Origin of the sequence: Sphingobium xenophagum (genome assembly GCF_031457465.1) — a bacterium.
GTDB lineage: Bacteria > Pseudomonadota > Alphaproteobacteria > Sphingomonadales > Sphingomonadaceae > Sphingobium > Sphingobium xenophagum_A.
In genome coordinates, this window is the sequence record NZ_JAVDWV010000046.1 from 1 (window position 1) to 1,960 (window position 1,960).

Consider the following 1,960-nt stretch of genomic DNA (forward strand, 5'->3'; position numbering starts at 1 on the left):
TGGCTGGACGCGCCGCATGGACTCCCCTTCGAGCTCGATGCGATGGGCATTGTGAACGAGGCGATCCAGGATGGCGTCGGCGTAGGTATTGTCGCCTATCGCGTGATGCCAGGCCGACACTTGATTACCCGACCTGGAAGCCGCCATCGATCACGAAAGCCTGGCCAGTGATGTAGCGAGCGGCTGGACTAGCAAGATAGACAGCCAGCCAGCCCAGATCGGCGGGATCGCCAATGCCACTCAAATGGCGCGACATGGTCATGCCCGGACCACTTGCCACAAATGTGCCGGAACCGGGCATCTTCGGCGCATTGGTCATGAATGCACCGGGCAGAATCGCATTCACGCGAATGCCGTCGCCCGCATGTTCGAACGCGAGGTTGCGGCATAGCTGATTGACCGCCGCTTTGGACGAGCCATAGGCTGCGTTGCCGCGCAGCATCGGCCGTTGTGAGCCGATTGTGCTAAGCGCGATTATCGCGCCGCCATTACCGCCGGCGACCATGCTCTTGATTGCCTCACGTGCGGACAAGAACGCGCCGCGCGTATTGGTCAAGAACATGGCATCCCATTGATCCGCGCTCATTTCCAGGGCCGGCACACCCCCTTGCATCATGGCGCCCAGCACCACTGCATCGGGCGGTGGCCTGTCTGCAAACACAGTGGCGATGGACGTCTCATTCGTAACGTCACAAAGGGCAGCGCTGGCAGCCCCCCCAGCGGCTTCGATCTCCCCGACGACACGTTCGGCCTGGGACAGGTTGTCATGTGCAACGACGACATTGGCGCCTGCACGCGCGAGAGTCATGGCGATGACCTCCGCCAGACCCGATCCTGCTCCGGTAACCACCGCGCGATGACCCGCAAGACCGAACATTTGTTGCACGTCTGTCCCCGTTTCGGTAGTGCTGGTCATCTGGCTCTCCCTTCGTAATGCATGAAAGACGGCATATTCGTTCAACATCCGCCGATAGGACAATATGGTGCTGGTATTGCGACAACGTTGGTCTGCCCTGCCATGAGGTTGGTTGTCATTCCATGACTTACTAGCACGATGAAGAAACTGGTAGATTGCATTGCTACAGTTCAACGGCAGAGGCATCCTTTAACGTCGCTAACGGTTTATTTTAAAAGCATATTTCTATTCCGTCTTTTCGATCAAGGTTAATATCAAGGGTCATTGATCAGAACCCGTGTGCCCAGTTTCGGAGACCGATGGACACGATCTTCCACAGCCGGTTGACGAGCTAGTGGATTGACTCCAACGTTTGGAACCCCCGGTTTCGGGCAGCGATGATTTCGTCTGGATCGGCCTTCCAGACGAAGGGCTTTGGATCGCTGGCATTGTATTCTCGGATGAAGCGATTGATGGCGGCTTGAAGATCGACAAGCGAGTGAAAGACGCCGTTCTTAAGCCGCCGCCGCGTCAGCTTTGCGAAGAAGCCCTTAACGGCATTGAGCCATGAGCACGAGGTTGGTGTGAAGTGGAATGTCCAGCGCGGATGGCGCGCGAGCCATTCCTGGACCTTGTCCTTCTTGTGCGCCGCGTAGTTGTCGAGGATGACGTGGATGGTCTTGTCCTTTGGAACTTCATGCTCGATGCAGTTGAGGAAACGGATGAACTCCTGATGCCGGTGTCGTTGCATGTTCTGGGCGATGACCGTGCCATCGAGCACATTGAGTGCGGCAAACAGCGTCGTCGTGCCATGGCGCTTGTAATCATGGGTCATGGTTCCGGCACGGCCCTTCTTCATCGGCAGGCCGGGTTGGGTTCGGTCAAGAGCCTGGATCTGCGACTTCTCATCAAAGGACAGCACAATTGCATGGGCAGGCGGAGAAACATAAAGCCCGACGATGTCGTGAAGCGGGACTGTCAGGATTTCCGTGTGTGGCCGGGCATAATGGGTAACAAGGAGTCCCACTATGTCACGACGCAAAGAGCCTGCCATACCGAATGAGC

2 protein-coding genes and 1 pseudogene are annotated in these 1,960 nt (G+C 57.1%); all 3 read right to left on the reverse strand.

Going from position 1 to position 1,960, the window contains the following annotated elements:
* Window positions 1-120, reverse strand: a pseudogene (locus tag J2W40_RS20460) (ATP-binding protein); the annotation flags it as partial.
* 4 nt (window positions 121-124) lie between these two features.
* Window positions 125-964 (reverse strand): SDR family NAD(P)-dependent oxidoreductase, encoded by an 840-nt coding sequence (locus J2W40_RS20465; RefSeq protein ID WP_310227793.1) that lies wholly within the window; start codon window positions 962-964, stop codon window positions 125-127.
* A 283-nt stretch (window positions 965-1,247) separates the two neighbouring features.
* A partial coding sequence (locus J2W40_RS20470) for an IS630 family transposase (RefSeq protein WP_310227794.1) occupies window positions 1,248-1,960 on the reverse strand: 713 nt, incomplete at its 5' end.

Bases quoted from the DNA above. Each gene is read 5' to 3' on its own strand.
- J2W40_RS20465 (WP_310227793.1), bottom strand. From the start codon at position 964: ATGTTGAACGAATATGCCGTCTTTCATGCATTACGAAGGGAGAGCCAG.